17 protein-coding genes are annotated in these 14,071 nt (G+C 61.2%); 12 read left to right on the top strand and 5 right to left on the bottom strand.

The window, feature by feature from the left end; translation table 11 throughout:
- Window positions 1–2 precede the first annotated feature (2 nt).
- From EAO39_RS09205 to EAO39_RS09190, 4 genes are all read left to right on the top strand, one after another.
- Window positions 3–296, top strand: a complete 294-nt coding sequence (locus EAO39_RS09205; protein WP_120967123.1) for a (2Fe-2S)-binding protein — start codon at window positions 3–5, stop codon at window positions 294–296.
- Between the two features lie 153 nt (window positions 297–449).
- Window positions 450–1,175, top strand: a complete 726-nt coding sequence (locus tag EAO39_RS09200; RefSeq protein WP_120967122.1) for an energy transducer TonB — start codon at window positions 450–452, stop codon at window positions 1,173–1,175.
- Window positions 1,176–1,199: 24 nt separating this feature from the next.
- On the top strand, window positions 1,200–1,925 hold the full coding sequence (locus EAO39_RS09195; protein WP_120967121.1) for a MotA/TolQ/ExbB proton channel family protein: 726 nt from the start codon (window positions 1,200–1,202) through the stop codon (window positions 1,923–1,925).
- A gap of 3 nt (window positions 1,926–1,928) precedes the next feature.
- On the top strand, window positions 1,929–2,345 hold the full coding sequence (locus EAO39_RS09190) for a biopolymer transporter ExbD (RefSeq protein WP_120967120.1): 417 nt from the start codon (window positions 1,929–1,931) through the stop codon (window positions 2,343–2,345).
- 89 nt (window positions 2,346–2,434) lie between these two features.
- On the opposite strand, the gene EAO39_RS22510 is transcribed toward EAO39_RS09190, so the two are convergent.
- The gene (locus EAO39_RS22510; protein ID WP_162989515.1) at window positions 2,435–2,572 is read right to left on the bottom strand and encodes a hypothetical protein; all 138 of its coding nucleotides are present in this window, start codon (window positions 2,570–2,572) and stop codon (window positions 2,435–2,437) included.
- A gap of 156 nt (window positions 2,573–2,728) precedes the next feature.
- Between EAO39_RS22510 and EAO39_RS09185 the strand changes: the two genes are divergently transcribed.
- Entirely contained in the window at window positions 2,729–2,953 is a 225-nt protein-coding gene (locus EAO39_RS09185; RefSeq protein WP_120967119.1) for a hemin uptake protein HemP, read from the top strand.
- A 220-nt stretch (window positions 2,954–3,173) separates the two neighbouring features.
- Here EAO39_RS09185 and EAO39_RS09180 read toward each other — a convergent pair whose 3' ends face one another.
- On the bottom strand, window positions 3,174–3,581 hold the full coding sequence (locus EAO39_RS09180; RefSeq protein WP_120967118.1) for a heme-binding protein: 408 nt from the start codon (window positions 3,579–3,581) through the stop codon (window positions 3,174–3,176).
- A 191-nt stretch (window positions 3,582–3,772) separates the two neighbouring features.
- Here EAO39_RS09180 and EAO39_RS09175 point away from each other — a divergent pair, with 191 nt between their 5' ends.
- Together EAO39_RS09175 and EAO39_RS09170 are read left to right on the top strand one after the other, a co-directional pair.
- Window positions 3,773–4,465 carry a Bax inhibitor-1/YccA family protein gene (locus EAO39_RS09175; RefSeq protein WP_120967117.1) on the top strand — a complete coding sequence of 231 codons (693 nt, stop codon included), beginning with the start codon at window positions 3,773–3,775 and terminating at the stop codon, window positions 4,463–4,465.
- Between the two features lie 93 nt (window positions 4,466–4,558).
- The gene (locus EAO39_RS09170; RefSeq protein ID WP_120967116.1) at window positions 4,559–4,918 is read left to right on the top strand and encodes a hypothetical protein; all 360 of its coding nucleotides are present in this window, start codon (window positions 4,559–4,561) and stop codon (window positions 4,916–4,918) included.
- Between the two features lie 83 nt (window positions 4,919–5,001).
- Here the strand turns inward: EAO39_RS09170 and rlmD are convergent, their stop codons facing one another.
- Both rlmD and EAO39_RS09160 read right to left on the bottom strand, forming a co-directional pair.
- Entirely contained in the window at window positions 5,002–6,489 is a 1,488-nt protein-coding gene (rlmD, locus tag EAO39_RS09165) for a 23S rRNA (uracil(1939)-C(5))-methyltransferase RlmD (protein WP_120967115.1), read from the bottom strand.
- A gap of 179 nt (window positions 6,490–6,668) precedes the next feature.
- On the bottom strand, window positions 6,669–6,995 hold the full coding sequence (locus EAO39_RS09160) for a hypothetical protein (protein ID WP_120967114.1): 327 nt from the start codon (window positions 6,993–6,995) through the stop codon (window positions 6,669–6,671).
- 234 nt (window positions 6,996–7,229) lie between these two features.
- Between EAO39_RS09160 and EAO39_RS09155 the strand changes: the two genes are divergently transcribed.
- The 4 genes from EAO39_RS09155 to EAO39_RS09140 all read left to right on the top strand — a co-directional run bounded on the left by EAO39_RS09155 (window position 7,230) and on the right by EAO39_RS09140 (window position 9,608).
- Window positions 7,230–7,763 (top strand): MarR family transcriptional regulator, encoded by a 534-nt coding sequence (locus EAO39_RS09155; RefSeq protein ID WP_120967113.1) that lies wholly within the window; start codon window positions 7,230–7,232, stop codon window positions 7,761–7,763.
- A 75-nt stretch (window positions 7,764–7,838) separates the two neighbouring features.
- Window positions 7,839–8,711: an NAD-dependent epimerase/dehydratase family protein gene (locus tag EAO39_RS09150; protein ID WP_120970863.1), complete on the top strand. Its 873-nt coding sequence runs from the start codon at window positions 7,839–7,841 to the stop codon at window positions 8,709–8,711.
- 40 nt (window positions 8,712–8,751) lie between these two features.
- On the top strand, window positions 8,752–9,135 hold the full coding sequence (locus EAO39_RS09145; RefSeq protein ID WP_240466935.1) for a DoxX-like family protein: 384 nt from the start codon (window positions 8,752–8,754) through the stop codon (window positions 9,133–9,135).
- Complete coding sequence (locus tag EAO39_RS09140) at window positions 9,132–9,608, top strand: DUF2269 domain-containing protein (protein WP_120967111.1); 477 nt, start codon at window positions 9,132–9,134, stop codon at window positions 9,606–9,608. The genes EAO39_RS09145 and EAO39_RS09140 overlap by 4 nt, the downstream gene beginning before the upstream one ends.
- An 83-nt stretch (window positions 9,609–9,691) precedes the next feature.
- Here EAO39_RS09140 and EAO39_RS09135 read toward each other — a convergent pair whose 3' ends face one another.
- Window positions 9,692–10,171 (bottom strand): Lrp/AsnC ligand binding domain-containing protein, encoded by a 480-nt coding sequence (locus EAO39_RS09135; RefSeq protein ID WP_120967110.1) that lies wholly within the window; start codon window positions 10,169–10,171, stop codon window positions 9,692–9,694.
- A gap of 149 nt (window positions 10,172–10,320) precedes the next feature.
- On the opposite strand from EAO39_RS09135, the gene putA reads away from it, so the two are divergent.
- Entirely contained in the window at window positions 10,321–14,061 is a 3,741-nt protein-coding gene (putA, locus tag EAO39_RS09130) for a trifunctional transcriptional regulator/proline dehydrogenase/L-glutamate gamma-semialdehyde dehydrogenase (RefSeq protein ID WP_205589363.1), read from the top strand.
- Window positions 14,062–14,071: the final 10 nt, after the last annotated feature.

The following is a 14,071-nucleotide window of genomic DNA, read 5'->3' as shown; positions in this document are numbered from 1 at the left end:
CCATGATCGTCTGTGTATGCCGCCGGGTTTCGGACCGAGAAATAGCACGCCACGCGCATGCGGGTATGAGCTTTGATGAAATCCAGTTTGAATTGGGCGTTGCCATGCAATGCGGCCAGTGTGAAAGCTGCGCCCGCGATGTGGTGGCACAGTGCTGCGCCAGCCATCCCGTGGCAGCAATTCACAACGAAGCGCATGCCAGCGCACCACAGCAGACGGTTCAGCTTGCCGCCAACATATTGGAAAGCAAAGCATGGCATACCTCAGCGTCTTCTCAGCCCTTGTCGGCAGCCTGATTCTTGTGATGGCCTGCACTTGGTGGATCCTGCATGATTGATGCTTTTGCCCTGCCAAGCCCAGTTTCATCCATTGCCTAGTCTTTTGCCGCACTGCCAACCAGCGCTCTTTGTTTTCTGAGCCAGCCCACGCTGGTTGCTTCCTGCTCTTTTATGTCCCAGTCTGATCGTTTTACGCCTGTGGGCGGCACCAGCCGCAACATGGCGGTTGCCGGTGCGGTGGTTGTTGCCCACGCAGCGGCTTTGCTGGCCATGCAGCATGGTCTTGGCAAAGTCGCCATACCCGAGGTCGTCATTCCAGCCACGGTGATTGCAGAGTTTGTGGCTGCAGCTGCGCCCGAACCCAAACCTGCACCTCCCCCTCCACCCTCTCCTCCGGCGCCTGCCCCTAAGCCCACGGTCAAGCCGCAGCCCAAGCCTGTGGAAAAAAAGGCCCCGCTGCCCAAGGCCATCAAGGACCCCACGCCCTCGCCATCGGCGCCGCAAGGCTCTACCGATGATGCGCAGAACAAGCCGGACAAGTCACCGCCTGCGCCACCCGCGCCTCCGGCTCCACCCGCCCCGCCGGCGCCACCCGCACCTCCAGCCGCGCCCAAGATGGAATTGCCGTCGAGCAACGCAGCCTATCTGAACAACCCCGCACCGGCTTACCCCGCAGTGAGCAAGCGCATGGGTGAACAGGGCAAGGTGTTCTTGCGCGTCTATATCAACGAGCAGGGCCAGCCCGAGAAGATAGAAATCAAGCAGTCCAGCGGCTTCGAGCGTCTGGACGAAGCGGCCATCAGCACCGTGCAGCGCTGGAAATTCGTACCAGGCAAGCGCAACGGCGTGGCCGAGCCCATGTGGCACGTGGTTCCCATCAATTTCGTTCTCAAATAATTTCAGCAGTTTTCAGGAGTACCCATGGAATCCCAATTCGGCATTGCCCACGTCTGGACACAGGGTGACTTCGTCACGCGTGCTGTGGCTATCATCTTGCTCGCCATGTCCGTCGCCTCGTGGCTGGTCATCGTCATCAAGGCGCTGGACCTTGTGAAGTTCAAGAAATTCGCCAATCGCTCGCAAGACTTCTGGCACAGCGCCGATCTGGCTTCGGGCCTCGAAAAGCTGGGCAACAACAAGGTCAACCCCTTTTTGCACATGGTGCTCGAAGGCCGTGAAGCCACCGCCCACCACCGCAAGACCAGCGCCCACCTGCATGACACGCTGGACATCAGCGACTGGGTGACCCGCTGCCTGCGCAACGGCATCAGCGAATTCACGGCCCGTCTGCAATCGGGCCTGGCGATTCTGGCTTCCGTTGGTTCGACCGCTCCCTTCATCGGTTTGTTCGGTACCGTCTGGGGCATCTACCATGCGCTGGTCGCCATCGGCATGTCCGGCCAGTCCTCCATCGACAAGGTGGCCGGCCCCATCGGCGAAGCCCTGATCATGACTGCTCTGGGTCTGGCCGTGGCCATTCCCGCCGTGCTGGGCTACAACGCCCTGGTACGCGGCAACAAAGGCATCCTGAATACCCTCAACAGCTTTGCTCATGACGTGCACGCCTACTTTGTGACCGGTGCCCGCGTCTCGGTGGACGGTCAGTCCTCCGGCAACAACGTGCTGCCCCTGAAGAAAGGCGCTTAAGCCATGTCATTCGGAACCATGGACGACGAGGGCGGCGATGAGGTGATGAACGAGATCAATATGACGCCTCTGGTGGACGTCATGCTGGTACTGCTCATCATCTTCATCATCACCGTTCCCGTGATGAAGCACTCGGTCAATGTGGATCTGCCGCGCGCCACCAATCAGCCCGAGGATGCCAAGCCGGCCACGGTGCAGCTGGGCATCACCGCCGACGGCAAATACTCCTGGAACGGCCAGGACATCAGCGACGAAGCGCTGGAAACCAATCTGGCTACCGAAGCCGCCAAGGAACCGCAGCCCGATCTGCACATCCGCGGCGACAAGGAAGTGCGCTACGAACGCGTGGCCCAGGCCATGGCTGCGGCCCAACGCGCCGGCGTGAAAAAAATCGGTTTCGTGACCGATCCCGCCAAATAAGCAGCAGGCACACAAGCCTTGAGAACAAGCCTGCCGGCTTGAGCGCATCAAGGCTTGACCCACAAAAAACGGCCCATCGGGCCGTTTTTTCATGGGCGCACGCCAACCGCTATCTCTATCAAATCATAAGCACCCAGCGCCTGCTTTGAATGATTTCCAGCATGAATTCTTGCTGCACCCAAGCAATAATCGGCGCTATCTGCTTTTCTTTTAATAGCAAAAATCAAGGCTTTGCTTCACTGAAAGCACTCGACTCCCTCTCATGCATTGCCGAAAGCACTGGTCTCAGCAAAAAATATTGTGAAATGCGAGTCAATATCACTTGTTTTTTAATTGAGAATCGTTATCATTACAGCAGTTTTTGATTTCAAGGAATTGACGGCATGTCTGCATCGTTTGTTGCGACCTCACAGCCCTACACATCCGCCGCAACGGGCAGCAACGCGGCCGCCATGGACAGTTCCGAGAGCTGTGCCGGCCTGGGCCTGCAGATGGGCGTAGACAGCGCTTTGCTGCTCAACGGCCAAAAAGCGGTCACCATCGTGCACAACGGCACGCCTTACCGCCTGCAAGCCACCAAACTGGGCAAGCTGATCCTGACCAAATAAACCGTTTCATCGTGGGGCGACACCGCAAGTGTCGTTATTCGCCAGCCACAGAGTCCGCCGGATGCTTGCCCTCTCTTGCATCTGCCACTCATATAGCCAAGCGTTTTTTCTTCGCCCCCAAAGCTCAAAAACAAAACCCCTGCCGCTTTCGCGCGCAGGGGTTTTGTTTTTGGCCTTCTAGAGCGGCCTTGCTGCCAGGCCGCATCCAGCGCCAGGACGCTTACAGGCCCAGAGCGGCAATGCCGGCGCTGGCCACTTGTGCGTCTTCATTGGCCTTCACGCCAGAGACGCCGACAGCGCCCAGGCATTGACCACTCTTCATGATGGCAACGCCACCTTCGAGCAGGCCGTCCACGGTGGGAGCGCTCAGGAAAGCGGTACGGCCGTTGTTGATCATGTCCTCGAACACCTTGGTGTCCTTGCGACCCAGAGCCGCAGAGCGTGCCTTGGCAGGTGCAATGTGGGAGGAGATGGCGGCTGCGCCGTCCAGGCGCTGCAACCACAGCAGGTGACCGCCGTCATCGACGATGGAAATCGTGACTGCCCAGTTATTCTTCAGTGCTTCAGCCTCTGCGGCAGCGGCAATGGCTTTCACGTCGGCCAGTTCGAGTTCGTGCTTGGTCTTCATACAGGTACAAGGCTCCGTTGGATTATCGATATGGAGAGGATATTCTGTACCCACAAGACAAAAGTAGATGGAATATGCAAAACATTTCATCCTAAAACTGCCTGTTTCCCCCAGGGTATTGCAATGCAATCTGAGGGCCCCCACCTAGAATACGAAGTCTCAACTCACAATTCCTAAGGAGGAATGGCTACATGAATGAACAAGTCACCACACTGGGCACTGCGGGCTACGGTGTCTCGCAGCAGGAGCGCAATCGTGTATTGCGCAATACATACTGGCTGCTGGCACTCAGCCTCATACCCACCGTGCTGGGCGCTTGGCTGGGCGTGGCCACGGGACTGACTCGCTCGCTGACGGGCGGCGTCGGCCTGATCGTGTTCATGGCCGGTGCTTTCGGCTTCATGTTCGCCATTGAAAAGACCAAGAACAGCGCTGCGGGCGTGCCCGTGCTGCTGGCCTTTACCTTCTTCATGGGCCTGATGCTGTCGCGCATGATCGGCATGATCCTGGGCTTTTCCAACGGAACGCAGCTGATCATGACGGCGTTTGCCGGCACCGCAGGCGTGTTCTTCGTGATGGCCATGCTGGCCACCGTCATCAAGCGCGACCTCTCGGGCATGGGCAAGTTCCTGTTCGTAGGCGCTCTGGTGCTGATGGTGGGCGCCATCATCAACGTGTTTGTGGGCTCCACCGCAGGCATGATGGCGATTTCCATGCTGGCCATCGGCATCTTCTCGGCCTATATGCTGTATGACCTCAAGCAGATCATCGACGGCGGCGAGACCAACTACATCAGCGCCACCCTGTCGCTGTACCTGGACATCTTCAACGTGTTCCAGAGCCTGCTGGCCCTGCTGGGCCTGATGGGCGGCGAACGCGACTAAACCGCAATCGCTCCATGCAAAAAGGCTTCCTCGGAAGCCTTTTTTGTTTTCAAGCCTTAATAGAACGCCGCAATTGCCGATAGTCTCTACAAGATGAAGCCAAACCACCTGCTCCGAGCCCTTGCCCTGCTGCTACCTGTGGCCGCATCGTTGATGCTGACAGGCTGCAAGATCGAAGACATTCCAGGCCTGGGGCCGGACCCTCGCCAGGTTGCGCGCGAGGCGGAGGCCAAGGCCGTGGGCGGCGGCTGCCGCCATGCCATGCGCGGGCTGGAGGACTGCTACGCCCTGAACCCCAAGGCCAGCAAGGCCCTGGTGTTTGCCGGCTGGAAGGATATGGACGAATACATGCGCAGCAACAAGATGGAAGGCGTGCCTTCCGTGCTGGGCCAGGCCGTGCCGGAAAAGCGCGGCGAAGAAGCGGAAGGCACGGGCAGCCGCAACCGCAGCTGATTGCGGCGCCCAGCGACCCTGTCCAAAACAAAAGCCGTGGGGCTTTCGCGTCCACGGCTTTTTGCGTTGATGGCAGCTAGCGCTTATTCGGCGCGCTCAAACACGGCCATGCTCTCCACGTGGGCGGTGTGGGGGAACATATTGACCACGCCGGCGGACACGCAGCGGTAACCCGCCTTGTGCACCAGCAAGCCGGCATCGCGCGCCAGGGTGGCGGGGTTGCAGCTCACATACACGATGCGCTTGGGGAAGTTCCAGCTCTCATGGCCTTCGGGCAAGGCGGGCAGAGGCTCGGCATCTTCAGGTGTCTCGGCACCAATGCGGATCTGGTGAATGTCGGCCAGCGCCTGAGACAAGGCAAATGCACCTTCACGCGGAGGATCGACCAGCCATTTGTCGGCATTGCCGTCAGCAATCAGCATGGCCGGCGTCATATTGAACAGATTACGGGCCACAAACGTGGTGGGCGCCAGCTTTTCACTTTCCGAGCGCACGGCATTGTTGCCCGCATAGTTCTCGTGCGAGCGCTGTACTAGCGTATCCGAGCCTTCAATGCCCAGCACCTCGCGGGCCATGGTGGCAATCGGCAAGGTGAAATTGCCCAGACCGCAGAACCAGTCGATGACGCGCTCGTCTTTCTTGGCATCCAGCAGGCGCAGCGAGCGCCCCACCAGCACGCGGTTGATCTGCGGATTGACCTGGGTGAAGTCGGTGGGTTTGAAAGGCATGGTGATGCCAAATTCCGGCAGGCTGTAAGACAGTTGCGTGCCGCCCTCATCCATGCGGTGCACGGTATCCGGGCCCTTGGGTTGCAACCACCACTGCACGTTGTGGGTGCTGCCAAAGGTGCGCAAGCGGTCTTGATCGGCCTGGCTCAGCGGCTCTAGATGGCGCAACAGCATGGCTGTGACGTGCTCGCCGCAGGCCACTTCGATCTGCGGCAGGGTTTCCCGCGCATCCATGCTGCCGACCAGCGCACGCAAAGGCATGAGCATGGCATCCACATGGGGCGGCAAGATTTTGCACGTTTCCATGTCGGCCACGTAGCGGCTCTTGCGTTCGTGAAAACCGACCAGCACCTTGTTCTTCTTGATGACATAGCGCACCGACAGGCGCGAACGGTCACGGTAACCCCATGCCGGGCCTTCGATGGGGCGTAGCAGGTTTTCGGGCTTGACCTTGGCCAGATGCCAGAGGTTATCTTCCAGCACGCGCTGCTTGATGGCGACCTGAGCCGAGACATGCAAATGCTGCATCTTGCAGCCGCCACAGGCGCCGGCATGCAGGCCGAAGTTGGGGCAGCCAGGTGTGACGCGCTGGGAGGACTCGCGGTGGATCTCGGTCAGCGTGGCCGCTTCCCAGTTGTTCTTCTTGCGGTAGGTGCTGGCGCTGACGATTTCGCCCGGCAAGGCACCGTCGATGAAGATGACTTTGCCATCGGGCTTGCGGGCTACACCCTGAGCATCCATGTCCATGGACAGCACTTCCAGCCAGCCCTCGGGCAGCACGGGCGCATCGGCAGGGGTTTCGGGCAGGTTATCGGGAATTTTGTTGCGGCTGGATTCACTCATGGTGCCCGATTGTCTCAGGCTGCCCCATACCCGAGAGCCGACCCCGACAAAAACCCATGGCTGAGGCCCGTCAAACGCCGAAGTTATCGAATTTCATAGCGTACTGCGCATGCAATATATGGACTTCAGCTTTGAATATGCGTAAAACCATTGAAAGACCAACGCCAGCCGCTATGGTTTTAAGAGCCGAAACGGGCGTCCTCGCGCTGGCGGCGACCACGCTCGGCCTTGGCCTGGCTCAGTTGTGCGCGCTCGGCAATCAGATTAACTTCGGTGGCGCAATTGAACTCGTCTAGCGAGAACACCATACGGGCACCCGGCGCAAGCTGGGGCACGGTCTGGTGCAGAGGCAAAGACAGATCGACCGGCACGCGGTTGGAGCGGTAGATCAGCTCATTGCTGGGCGAGTAAACCATGTAACAGGCAGCCGAAGCGGCCTGGGCCAGGGCGCAGGCCGACAGCAGTACAGCGCAACGCAAGGCGGTTCTGGCTTGGATGGCGATCATGGATGAAAGTCTCCGGGTCGTGGTTCAACACAGCTCAGCTGCATGCCGCCATTATGGTTCAGCCCGGTTTGAGCTGGAAGCAACCAACAATTTCTGTATTCACGGAAATTTCTATTTACTTAAAGACCAATACTGTTTCCTCAATACACAGATGCTGAATGGCTGCAATCATCACATTCAAAATTATAAATTTCTGTATTGACAGAAATTTCAGACAGACCCAGACTGCCATCTATGCAAATGAGTCCAATCGCCGAACGCTTTGTGCACCACTGGGGTGAGATGGGCAACGCCTGGGGGGTGAACCGCACCGTGGCGCAAATTCACGCCCTGCTGTTCTTTCACGGCCGCGCCCTCAATGCAGAGGAAATTGGCGACACTCTGGGCGCGGCCCGCTCCAATGTGAGCACCAGCCTCAAGGAGCTGCAGAACTGGAACCTGATCCGCGTCAGCCGCAAAAGCGGCGACCGACGCGATTACTTCGAGACCTCGGCCGATGTCTGGGAGCTGTTGCGCACCATTGTGCGCGAGCGCAAACAGCGCGAATTCGATCCCACCTCGGCCCTGCTGCGCGAGTTGATTGCCCAGCCCGAGTTCGACCAGGAAACCCCGGACACCCAGGACCGGGTGCATGAGACGCTGCGCCTCATGGATTCCATGGGCCTGTGGACCGACGAGATGCTGCGCCTGTCGCCCGCCACGCTGGACAAGATCTTGCGCCTGGGTGCCAGCGTCCAGCGCTTTGTGCGCGGTAACGAGAAGATATGACAGACGACAAGGCATGACAGGCGCTGTGTTTCAGCTGCGGCTGAAATGAACGCCACCACCAGCGAAGGAGTCAAGATGCGAATTCTGATCTGCGGCGGCACCGGCTTTCTGGGCCGCCATATCGTGAACGCGGTTGCGCAACTGGAGCATGCCCCGGTGGTGCTCAGCCGCCACTCCTCACCGCCGCTGGACTTTGCCCAGGCCACCTCGCCCGAGCAATGGCGGCCTCATCTGCAGGGCATTGATGTCGTCATCAACGCCGTGGGCGCCTTGCGCGATCAGCCCGGCCAGGATTTGCAGACCCTGCACACGGCAGCGCCCATGGCCTTGTTCGATGCCTGCGCCCAGCTGGGCATCCAGCGCGTGGTGCAGATCTCGGCCCTGGGCGTGGAGCAAAGCGAGACACGCTATGCCAGCACCAAGCGCGCGGCTGACGAGCATCTGCTGGCGCTGGGCGCCGCTGGCAGGCTCAACCCCGTCGTGGTGCGCCCCAGCGTCATCTTTGGCGCTGGCGGTGCCAGCAGCAAGCTGTTTCTGAACCTGGCCAAACTGCCCGCCTTGCTGCTGCCCCAGCTCATGCAGGACAGTTTCATACAGCCGGTGGCCGTGCGCGAGCTGGCCGAGGTGGTTGCGCGCATGGCCACGGCAGCCACGCCCGGCGGGGTGATCGAGATCGGCGGGCCCGAACCCATTTCCATAGAGCGCTTTATTGCCAGCCTGCGCGCGCAGATGAAATACGGCCCGGCCAGCGTGCGCACCCTGCCCGGCTGGCTGAGCAGCAGCAGCGCCAAACTGGGCGACCACATCCCCTGGCTGCCCTGGTGCAGCGAAACCATGGCCTTGCTGGAGAACAACAACGTCACCAACCCGCAAAACCTGGCCAACTTGCTGGGCAGAGCCGCCACAGCCCCGGGCCAACTGCTATCCACCCTGCCCAAACATGCCTGAGAACATAGCTCCTGCGGCAACAGCGCACGCTTGGCGTGCCATGCATCTGAGCCTGGTCGTGGTCTGGCTGGGCACGGCCCTGGTCAGCGCGCTGGACTATCTGGGTTATTCCGGCCTGGAGCACGCCGGCGCAAGACTGTTGGCCGACGCCGGCATAGACGACACCCGCTGGCAGGCCTGGCTGATCTGGGGCGGCCTGCTGGCAGATTTGCTCGTGGGCATGGCCCTGCTGTTCAAGCCGGTGCGCGCCAGCTATCTGGCGGCACTGGCGCTGATGAGCACCATGACCGTGGTGGGCACGGCCTTGCAGCCCACGCTGTGGCTGCACCCGCTGGGCCCTCTGCTCAAGAACCTGCCTATCGCCGCCATGCTGTGGTTTCTGCTGCAGACCAGCCACCCTAAACCAAGCAAAACCTTGCCATGAACACCTATCTGCTGCTCAAAACCTTGCACATACTCTCCAGCGTGCTGCTGGTGGGCACGGGCCTAGGATCGGCTTTTTACATGTTCTTTGCCAACCGCAGCGGCTCGGTGGAGGCTCAGGCTGTGGTCAGCCGCCTGGTGGTGCGGGCGGACTGGTGGTTCACCACGCCCTGCATCTTCATTCAACCGGCCACCGGCATTGCCATGGCCCATATAGCGGGCTGGCCGCTTTCCACGCCATGGCTGGCCTTGTCGCTGGGGCTGTATGCACTGGCAGGCCTGTGCTGGCTGCCCGTGGTCTGGCTGCAAATGCGCATGGCGGCTCTGGCCCATGGCGCGCAGACCGGCACCAACACCTTGCCCGCACTTTACCTCCATTACCAGCGCCGCTGGGAATTGCTGGGCTACCCGGCGTTTGTGGCCATGGCTGCAACGTATTTTCTGATGGTCAACAAGCCCGCCTTGTGGGGCTGATGCACAGATTATTCAGGGTTTTATTTGAATAAAAACAGCCTGTAGCCCTTTATCAATCAGAGGTATACGCTATTGAATTTGATTTAATTCAGCGGCAGACGTGCACCTTCCTTGACCTCTTCCATCACTGCATAGGTGCGCGTTTCACGCACGCCGGGAAGTTGCCACAGCACGCGGCCGGCAAATTCGCGGTAGGCCGCCATATCGGCCATACGGGTCTTGAGCAGATAGTCAAAGCCGCCGGCCACCATATGGCACTCCATGATGGCCGGGTGGGCCTGCACCGCGGCCTTGAACTCATCAAACACATGGGGCGTGGTGCGGTCCAGCAGCACTTCCACAAACACCGTCATGCCCACGCCCAGCTTCTGGGGGTTGAGCCGGGCTTCGTAGCCCAGGATATAGCCCTCACGCGTCAGTCGCGCTACGCGGGCCTGCACGGCCGTAGGTGACAGCGCCACCTGATCGGCCAGACGCAGATTGGAAATACGCCCATCCGCTTGCAGTATTGCCAAGATTTTGCGATCAATCCTGTCGATACTCTCTTCTGATTCGGCACCCATTAGTGAATTCCTTTAAAGAATCATCAAAATATAGTGATTCATTCTTGTCACATCCAGAGATGATTTCCTTAGCTGGCTGCGGCTAAGACATCAGGCATGCCAGCGGTGAATACAGCGCACCTGCCCGCTGCTGCCAGATGAGACTGGACATGCCCGACCTGCCGCCCCCTACCCGCCTGGAATTCACCCCGCTGCCTGGCCCCGAGCGCCCGGCCCACGCGCTGCGCCAAGCCATTACGGCGGCCACACGCATGGCGGAGTCCGATGCCGTCACCCGCCTGCTGCCGCTGGCCACATTGGCACCGGCACAAGCCCAGGCCGTGGCGGCCCATGCCAGTCAATTGATAGAGAAGCTGCGGGCCCAACCGGCCAGCCAAGGCCGGCAAGGTCTGGTACAGGGCCTGCTGCAGGAGTTCTCACTCTCGTCGCAAGAAGGCGTGGCCCTGATGTGCCTGGCCGAAGCCCTGCTGCGCATTCCCGATGCCGCCACCCGGGATGCACTGATACGCGACAAGCTGCGCGGCGGCGACTGGCAGGCCCATCTGGGCAAAAGCCCGTCGCTGTTTGTCAATGCGGCGGCCTGGGGCTTGGTCATCACCGGCAAGCTGGTGGCTACGCACAGCGAAGCCGGCCTGCTGTCTGCCTTGCATCGCCTCACGGCCAAGGGCGGTGAGCCGCTGCTGCGCAAAGGGGTGGACATGGCCATGCGCCTGATGGGCGAGCAATTCGTGATGGGCGAAACCATAGAACAAGCCTTGAAGCGCGCCCGCGAGCTGCAAGACAAGGGCTTTCGCTACTCCTACGACATGCTGGGCGAGGCCGCCCTCACTGCGGACGACGCCCGGCGCTATCTCCAAGCCTATGTGGACGCCATTCATGCCATAGGCCGCGCCGGCCAAGGAATGGGCGTGTACGCGGGACCGGGCATTTCCATCAAGCTCAGCGCCCTGCACCCGCGCTACAGCCGCTCCCAATACCGGCGCGTGATGAGCGAGCTGCTGCCCCGCGTGCTGCAGCTGTGCGAGCTGGCGCGCAGCTATGACATGGGTCTCAACATCGATGCCGAGGAGGCCGACCGACTGGAGCTGTCGCTGGACCTGCTGGAGCAACTGGCCCATGCCCCCAGTCTGGCAGGCTGGAACGGTCTGGGCTTTGTGTTGCAGGCCTATCAAAAGCGCTGCCCCTATGTGATCGACTACTTGATCGATCTGGCCGGACGCAGCCAGCGCCGCCTCATGGTGCGGCTGGTCAAGGGCGCGTACTGGGATAGCGAGATCAAGCGCGCGCAAGTCGACGGTCTGACCGACTACCCCGTCTACACCCGCAAGCACCATACCGATGTGGCCTATATCTCCTGCGCCCGCCAACTGCTGGCCGCGCGCGAGGCTGTCTACCCCCAGTTCGCCACCCACAATGCGCAGACGGTGGCCAGCATAGAAGCACTGGCCAGCACCGAGGAATACAGCGCTGGCCGCTATGAATTTCAATGCCTGCACGGCATGGGTGAGCCGCTATACCGCCATGTGGTGGAAAACGAAAACCCCACCGCCCGCCGCCCCTGCCGCATCTATGCCCCCGTGGGCACACATGAGACGCTGCTGGCCTATCTGGTGCGCCGTCTGCTGGAAAACGGCGCCAACTCCTCTTTTGTGCACCGCATTGCCGACCCCGAATGGCCGCTAGCGGATTTGATAGCAGCACCCGCTGATCAGACAAGGGCTGAAGCCAAAAATAGCTCTGACCGTCTGGGTTTGCCGCATCCACGCATCCCTCTGCCCGCCAATCTGCTGGGCGCCCAGCGCGCCAATTCGAATGGACTGGATCTGAGCGACGAGCGCACGTTGGGAGTTTTGGCCGATTCGCTATCCTGCACGCCGACACCCGCTATCGATGCGCAAGCCGGCCTGGTGCGCAACCCCGCAGACACGCGCCAGATACTGGGCCAGGTGGCAAACAGCAGCGCAGAGCAAGTAGCCATGGCGCTGAATGCCGCTGCGCAGGCCCAAGCCGCGTGGGGCGCGACCGAGGCCGCAGAGCGTGCAGCCTGCCTGAATCGCGCAGCTGAGCTATTTCAGAGCCGAATGCCGGCGCTGATGACCCAGCTGATGCACGAAGCCGGCAAGACCGCCGCCAATGCCGTAGCCGAGGTACGCGAAGCCATCGATTTTTTGCGCTATTACGCGACTCAGATCCAGCACCAGGAAAGCGCGGGCGTCACCGCCCGACCCATAGGCCCCGTCACCTGCATCAGCCCCTGGAATTTTCCGCTGGCCATTTTCACCGGCCAGATTGCAGCCGCGCTTGCCGCCGGCAATGTGGTGCTGGCCAAACCCGCCGAACAGACTCCGCTGATTGCCCGGCAGGCCGTTGAACTGCTGCACGCAGCAGGCATTGCGCCAGACGTGCTGCAACTGCTGCCCGGCCCGGGCGAAACCGTGGGCGCGGCCCTGGTGGCCGATGCGCGCGTGGCCGGGGTGCTGTTTACCGGCTCCACCGATGTGGCGCGCCTGCTTCATCACCAAGTCGCCAGCCGTCTGCGCCCCAATGGCGAGCCCGTGGTACTGGTGGCCGAAACCGGCGGCCAGAACGCCATGATCGTGGACTCCTCCGCCCTGGTCGAGCAGGCGGTGACGGATATCCTGGCCTCAGCTTTTGACAGCGCAGGCCAGCGCTGCTCCGCCCTGCGTCTGCTGTGCGTGCAGGAAGACTGTGCCGAGAAGCTGCTGGCCATGCTGCGCGGCGCCATGCAGGAGCTGAATATAGGCAACCCCGTCGCGCTGGCTACCGACGTGGGCCCGGTCATCGACGCCGAGGCCAAACGCATGATCGAGCAGCACATAGACCAACTCAAGGCCCAGGGCCTGCGCATGCACCAGGCGCCCATGCAGGCCGCGCTGACCGCCCACGGCCACTTTGTGCCGCCAACGCTGATCGAGCTTGATAGCCTGGATCGGCTGCAGCGCGAGGTGTTCGGCCCGGTACTCCATGTGCTGCGCTACCGGCGCAGCGACTTGCAGCAGCTGCTGCAACGCATCAACGCTCTGGGCTATGGCCTGACCATGGGTCTGCACACCCGCATAGACGAAACCGTACAACAGGTGGCGGCCAGCGCCCATGTGGGCAATCTGTATGTCAACCGCAATATGGTGGGCGCCGTCGTGGGCGTGCAACCTTTTGGCGGCGAAGGCCTGTCGGGCACCGGCCCCAAGGCTGGGGGCCCGCTGTATCTGCCCCGCCTGCAAAGCGGCGAGCCCCAGCAGCTGCGGCCGCTGCTGCAAATACTGGTTAAGGCCGGACCTGCTACCGAGCACACACCATCACCAGCCTTGCAGCAGACCCGCCAGTTGCTCGCGGCCTTGGGCAACTTGGCAGGCGCAGATGATGATCTGCAAGCTACGCTGCAGCAGTTGCAGGCCGCATTGCCAGCCTTGCATGCGCCGCGCCAGCTGCCCGGCCCCACGGGAGAAAGCAATCGCTACAGTCTTGTGGCCCGCGGCCAGAACCTGTGCGTGGCGCAAAGCGCTGCCATGCGCTGGCAGCAACTGGCTTATGTGCTGGCCAGCGGCGGCACGGCGGTATGGCTAGCAAATGAGACAGATACCATCACCCGGACCCTGCACGCCAGCCTGCCCGCAGAGCTACGCGCTCATGTGCAGCTGCTCGGAAACCCGGATGATTTGGCCGCCATCGACGCCGCACTGATCGAAGCCGAGGATGCGCAATGGCTGCAATGGAGCCGGCTGCTTGCCCAGCGCCCCGGCCCGCTATTGCTGCCCATACGCTGCAAGACAGGCCAGGGTCTGGACATGGCAAGGCTCTGGCATGAGCGGGCCTTGTCAATAAACACCGCCGCAGCTGGCGGCAATGCGGGGCTGATGACGCTGGAGTGATGGGCAGCTT

It is taken from the genome of Comamonas sp. lk, from assembly GCF_900564145.1.
In the GTDB taxonomy this organism is placed as follows: Bacteria; Pseudomonadota; Gammaproteobacteria; order Burkholderiales; family Burkholderiaceae_C; genus Comamonas.
The sequence above is the reverse complement of the archived record's forward strand: the minus strand, read 5'-3'. Positions and strand labels throughout refer to the sequence as shown.